We start from the raw sequence: 4,991 nt of genomic DNA on the forward strand, positions 1-4,991 counted from the left end.
GTGTAGTAGGGTTCGTTCCTAACAATTTTGCGCCGGTAGTGGACGGCGTTGCGCTGCCTCATGACCCTTTTGATCCTTTTGCGCCAAAAATTTCAAAGGACAAGCCGCTGATGACCGGCTGGAACGAAGATGAATGGGCCTTTTTTGCGATGTATTCGCGTGATACAGGTGCACTCAAAAACGATTTTACATTTGAGGCATTACAAACAAAAATCCAACCGGAGTTTGGTGCTGATACGCAGAAAATAATTGAGACCTACAGGAGGACCAGGCCGAATGCATCTGCAAGCGATATCTGGATGGCTGTTAAATCAATAAATATGATGGGACTTGGCACTATTGCGATCGCAGAAAGGAAAGCGGAGCAACATGGCGCCCCTGTGTATCTGTATAATTTTGGTTATAAATCTGAGGCAAAGGTCCCTGACACTGATTATCCTTTCGGTACGCCCCATGCCATGGATATCACATTCAAATTCAACAATGAAGTCCCCGGGGCGCCGGCCGGTTTTTTAAGCGGGAACAAGCCTGAGCGCTTTGTTGCATCCCATCATATGGCGGAATTATGGACTAATTTTGCAAGAACAGGTAAGCCTGCCGCGAAGGATGTTCCCGAGTGGCCGGCTTATAATCTGAAAGACCGGCCCACCATGCGCATTGATGCTAAATGCGAAGTAATTAATGACAGGTACAAGGAAGAACTGGCGATGTGGCGGTCGATAGGCCGAATAGGCTATCACTCGCTTAATTCAAGGTAACCAAGCTTATACCTTTCAAGTGGTGAAAGCGGCATCAGGCCTGCATTATTGATCAGCACATCGATGCGGCCGAATGTCCGGACCGCTTCAGCTACCAGCGTTTTGACCTGCTCCCGGCTCGTTACATCAGTTGCAATAGCCAGCGCTTTGCCCCCATGAGCACTGATCTTCTCAACAGTCGCCACGCATCTGGTGAATATCCGAGTGGCAAACAGAGGCGAATTTACATCGATCAAAATATCATTATCACCTATCGGCCTGCGCTCAAACTCTCAAAGGCTGAGCTTACCGGATTCATCTTTAGCAGCATAACCTTTTGATTTAATGTTTACCGGGGCAAATTGCAATTGATCTTTAGCAAAAAGCGAAGATGCTCCTGCCAGCATAAGGCCGGTACCTAAAACCGATGTTTTTTTTATAAAATCCCTCCTGGGATTCATTTCTGTATCTAAATAATCATTTTTTATGGTCATATATGTTAATCAATGGTTTTAATGAATTTTGCCGGAATGCCACCTACAACTGTATTCGGTGCTACATCTTTGCTCACAACTGCACCTGCCGCAACAACGGCATTCTCGCCGATGGTCACACCCGGCAATATGGTGACACCTGCACCGATCCAGGCGTTGCGTTTGATAATAATGGCCTTACAGATCATACCCCGCCGGTCGGCCGGACTTAACGGATGATTTTCTGTAATAAGATTTACTTTAGGACCGATTAGCACATGGTCTTCCAGCGTAATACCTCCCATATCCAGAAAGGAACAGGCATGGTTGATAAATACATGTTTGCCTAAAGAAATGAACTTACCAAAGTTGGTGTAAAAAGGTGCAAACAGCGTCGTACTCTCATCAATGTCTGTGCCTATTATTTCGCTTAACTTTTTACGTACCTCGTCGATACCGGTTGATGTATTCAGTGCCGGAGACAAAGCCAGCGTTCGGGTTACCACCTCGTCTATCTTATAAAATTCCGGATCGGTAAGCGGCACTAACTCTCCAGATCTGAGTCTTTCAAAAATATCGTTACTCATGATAGTTGAATTATTTGCTTCTGCTGTATTCGCGCTCACTTATTTTATTATGCCAGGTTACTACGCCTTTTTTGGTATTTAGATTCGTTAACATTTGCGTAAAGCATGCGAAAGCGACCGAAAACGTGATCAGTGTGAGTACAAATGATGTCTCATAAGAATACATTTCGCATAGTGCAAAGTTAGCTATACGCTAACCCCGCAGTTTATGAAAATCAAACCGATAATTAAGAGATTCAAACTTCGGCTGAACGAAGTGAAGTGGGATTGGTTCCCGTCATACGTTTAAAGTAATTATTAAAATAGCTGGGGTAATCAAATCCCAAGGCGTAAGCAATATCGGCAATATTTAAGCTGGTGTGCTGTAAAAGGGCTTTCGCTTCACTGATGATTCGCTCAGCTATGTGATTTGTTGTGGGCTTCCCGGTCGCCTCTTTTACCATACGATTCAGGTAATTTACATGCAGGTTGAGATATTGGGCATAATCCTGTGCGGACTTTAATTTCAATGGGTTATCCGGGCCTTCAATCGGAAATTGTCTTTCGAGCAGTTCAAGAAAAACAGAGGTAATGCGGGAAGCGGCATTTTTATGCATATCAAAATTTTCAGAAGGCTCCAGCTTCATCGCCTCGTGCATGATAAGGTTGATGTAATTTCGGATCAAATCATCTTTATATACGTAAGAACTATTCTGCTCTTCTATCATCTTCTGAAAGATAGTGTTTAAAAATGCTCTTTGTTGTTCGGTGATCGTCAGTATGGGAGTTCCCCCTATTCGAAAGAATGGCGATTGTTGCAAAATATCCGACCGCTCTGAAACATTTAAAAATTCCTCTGAAAATAAGCAGGTATAACCTAGATACGTGCTTGAGATGGTTTCCCAGGAATAGGGCACATGCGGGTTACCAAAAAACAAAACTGTTCCTTCGGCTTCAAAACTCCTGTCAGCATAATGAATAATGCTTTTGCCGGTCGTTAAACAGATCTTATAAAAATCCTTTCGGCTATAAAATCGGGTAGCCTGACCGTCTTCTTCAATTTGGAAAACGTTGAAACCTTTTAATTTTAATTCACTGTTAAATTCTGAAATCTGGCGCAATGTCTTTTCTAACATATGCAAAATTAATAGTTTCAAACTAATACAATTAAAACTTTCTTCTACTTAATTGAGAAAGCGAATTTACTCGGGGGCATAGATATCAAGTCGAATTCTTATTCGGGTGCACTACGAAATAAAAAAATAAATCCAGCATTTACGGGGCCAATAAACCATTTGAAGATTTACTCCACCAGCTGTGCTAAAATGGCCGGCAACTGTTTCATCTCATCATGCTTTTTCAAACGCCCAACCGGTGATCTGATCAATTGCGCGCATAACTTTCCATCTGGGCATTTTTGGAAGTGATATCGAGACCACAAAATTGCCCGCCATTCGATTGTGTATGTAAAACGACGTAATAGATACCGCCAACCAGGAGGGCGGCTATTGCCCGAAAGTTTACGGGATTATTTTTGAAATGCAGGTCCGTCATTTCCAACAACTCTTGCCCCGCAGACTCCCTGGCATTATGGGTACTTTTCGTCATCGATCAGCATCAGTTTGGCATGTATGTATACAGGTTTCCGGCATCCATCCGCGTCCAGCCCGGCAATACCAGCAATCGAGAAGTTTTCGTATACAGCAAGAGCCGACGGTATCTGTGCCAATAAAGGCATCAATAAAACTACATCTACACCACGTTCGAGGGCATTTTTTAGAGGTGTTATAATTTCAGGAACATCTATTTGTTGATTCTCTATGTAAATAGTACGGCATGTAGCATTAATCGCAGTGCAATATTGCGTGAAATTGGATTGTTCACCCGCAACGATAACGAAACTTTTTCCGCCTGGCGTTGCTTTCCCATCGAAATATTGGCCGACATGTATAGTCCGCTGTATCTGCACTGACGCTTGCCCGCGTGCAATGGGTATTTCAACGGGAAATTCCAAATTAACTTCACTGCCGATGCCCCCAAGGCCATCTTCTATAGATCGTTCACTTGCTTCGTTCCACCGCTGAACAAAGTTATGATGAACATCGACAACAGATGGGCCCATTAGTTCGACGTAAACGTCATGATTATGCCCTCGCCATGATGCCCCGGTGAAACCATTGAATGGGGATTGAGATTGATCCCCCCGACAAAAGCTGTTTCATTGTCGTAACCGGCGTCGATCAGCCAGCTTTTCTGGTGTTGGCAAAAACCTGGATGTGCCCGATCCCAGCGAATTTTTACACCTGAATTTCGCTTATTGAGAAAATCAATATGATCGGCACTGCCCCAAACCGCGTTCTGCCTAAGCCATGCCGTTTCCTCGTCCGGTCTCCAGAAAATAAACCGGACATCGAGCCCTTGGCGACAGCTTTATCCAACACCTCCACATACTGCCCCGGCGATCCGGCATGACGAAGTTCGCCCATAAAAAAGTAACAGTAGCGTAAATTGTATGCTGTGCAGCCTCGATTGCCTTACAGATACGCCGGAATGCAGGTTCATCGTCTATCAACGGCTGCACCAAATTTCCTGAGCGAACGGGGTAGGATGCCGCGCCTGCGAAAGGAATTGTTGTGGTATTCAGCCTACGAATTTATAAAAAATTGATATAATGAATTAAATAAACCTGGATTTTTAGATTAGAGAACTTAATCAAATTGTTCTATACCATTTTAAACGAAAAACGTTCGCAAGTATTTAGCAACTTGCGAACGTTTGTGGTATCAGCTGGGATCGAACCAGCGACACAAGGATTTTCAGTCCTTTGCTCTACCGACTGAGCTATGATACCCCCTTTTGAGGAGTGCAAATGTAGTTTTCTTTTTCGGGTTTAGAAATTATTTTTTGAAAAAAAATTGAATTTTCGGTAGTATAGACAGTTGTTTTAAATAATCTCCCAACAAATCAGCTACTTAGCTTCTATGTTTTTTTTCGTTCTGAAAACTTTTTTCTGTGTCAACAATTCATTTAACTTTGAAAAAACTACTATGCACGCATAATGATTGCACAGCTAATATTTCTCATCCTATTTGTTGCCGCTGTTTACCTGTTCTCCAAAAACGCGGGTAAAATACGGCGCAATATCCTGTTGGGCCGCGATACCGATCGCAGCGATCAGCCTGGCCTGCGCTGGAAAACGATGGCCAAAGTAGCCC

Annotated in this window: 7 protein-coding genes and 1 tRNA gene; 1 reads left to right on the forward strand and 7 read right to left on the reverse strand. The window is 43.4% G+C overall.

Annotated elements, in window-relative coordinates; translation table 11 throughout:
- The coding region (locus AC1DPZ_RS21695; RefSeq protein WP_477407357.1) for a carboxylesterase family protein at window positions 1-758 on the forward strand (758 nt) is incomplete at its 5' end.
- Here AC1DPZ_RS21695 and AC1DPZ_RS21700 read toward each other — a convergent pair.
- From AC1DPZ_RS21700 to AC1DPZ_RS21730, 7 genes are all read right to left on the reverse strand, one after another.
- Window positions 737-994: an SDR family NAD(P)-dependent oxidoreductase gene (locus tag AC1DPZ_RS21700; protein ID WP_477407359.1), complete on the reverse strand. Its 258-nt coding sequence runs from the start codon at window positions 992-994 to the stop codon at window positions 737-739. The two genes, AC1DPZ_RS21695 and AC1DPZ_RS21700, sit on opposite strands and share 22 nt — an antisense overlap.
- A gap of 36 nt (window positions 995-1,030) precedes the next feature.
- Window positions 1,031-1,231 (reverse strand): hypothetical protein, encoded by a 201-nt coding sequence (locus tag AC1DPZ_RS21705; RefSeq protein ID WP_477407361.1) that lies wholly within the window; start codon window positions 1,229-1,231, stop codon window positions 1,031-1,033.
- Between the two features lie 5 nt (window positions 1,232-1,236).
- Window positions 1,237-1,797: a DapH/DapD/GlmU-related protein gene (locus AC1DPZ_RS21710; protein WP_477407363.1), complete on the reverse strand. Its 561-nt coding sequence runs from the start codon at window positions 1,795-1,797 to the stop codon at window positions 1,237-1,239.
- A gap of 236 nt (window positions 1,798-2,033) precedes the next feature.
- The gene (locus AC1DPZ_RS21715; protein ID WP_477407365.1) at window positions 2,034-2,912 is read right to left on the reverse strand and encodes a helix-turn-helix domain-containing protein; all 879 of its coding nucleotides are present in this window, start codon (window positions 2,910-2,912) and stop codon (window positions 2,034-2,036) included.
- Window positions 2,913-3,159: 247 nt separating this feature from the next.
- Complete coding sequence (locus AC1DPZ_RS21720; RefSeq protein WP_477407367.1) at window positions 3,160-3,384, reverse strand: hypothetical protein; 225 nt, start codon at window positions 3,382-3,384, stop codon at window positions 3,160-3,162.
- Window positions 3,365-3,898, reverse strand: a complete 534-nt coding sequence (locus AC1DPZ_RS21725) for a phospholipase D-like domain-containing protein (RefSeq protein WP_477407369.1) — start codon at window positions 3,896-3,898, stop codon at window positions 3,365-3,367. Before AC1DPZ_RS21725 ends, AC1DPZ_RS21720 begins: the two co-directional genes overlap by 20 nt.
- A 656-nt stretch (window positions 3,899-4,554) precedes the next feature.
- Window positions 4,555-4,627 (reverse strand) — tRNA-Phe (locus AC1DPZ_RS21730).
- Between the last annotated feature and the right edge of the window lie 364 nt (window positions 4,628-4,991).

The sequence above is a fragment of the Mucilaginibacter sp. P4_G9 genome (assembly GCF_056400985.1).

Bases quoted from the DNA above. Each gene is read 5' to 3' on its own strand.
- AC1DPZ_RS21725 (WP_477407369.1), bottom strand. From the start codon at position 3,898: ATGGGCCCATCTGTTGTCGATGTTCATCATAACTTTGTTCAGCGGTGG.
- AC1DPZ_RS21715 (WP_477407365.1), bottom strand. From the start codon at position 2,912: ATGTTAGAAAAGACATTGCGCCAGATTTCAGAATTTAACAGTGAATTA.
- AC1DPZ_RS21705 (WP_477407361.1), bottom strand. From the start codon at position 1,231: ATGACCATAAAAAATGATTATTTAGATACAGAAATGAATCCCAGGAGG.
- AC1DPZ_RS21710 (WP_477407363.1), bottom strand. From the start codon at position 1,797: ATGAGTAACGATATTTTTGAAAGACTCAGATCTGGAGAGTTAGTGCCG.
- AC1DPZ_RS21720 (WP_477407367.1), bottom strand. From the start codon at position 3,384: ATGACGAAAAGTACCCATAATGCCAGGGAGTCTGCGGGGCAAGAGTTG.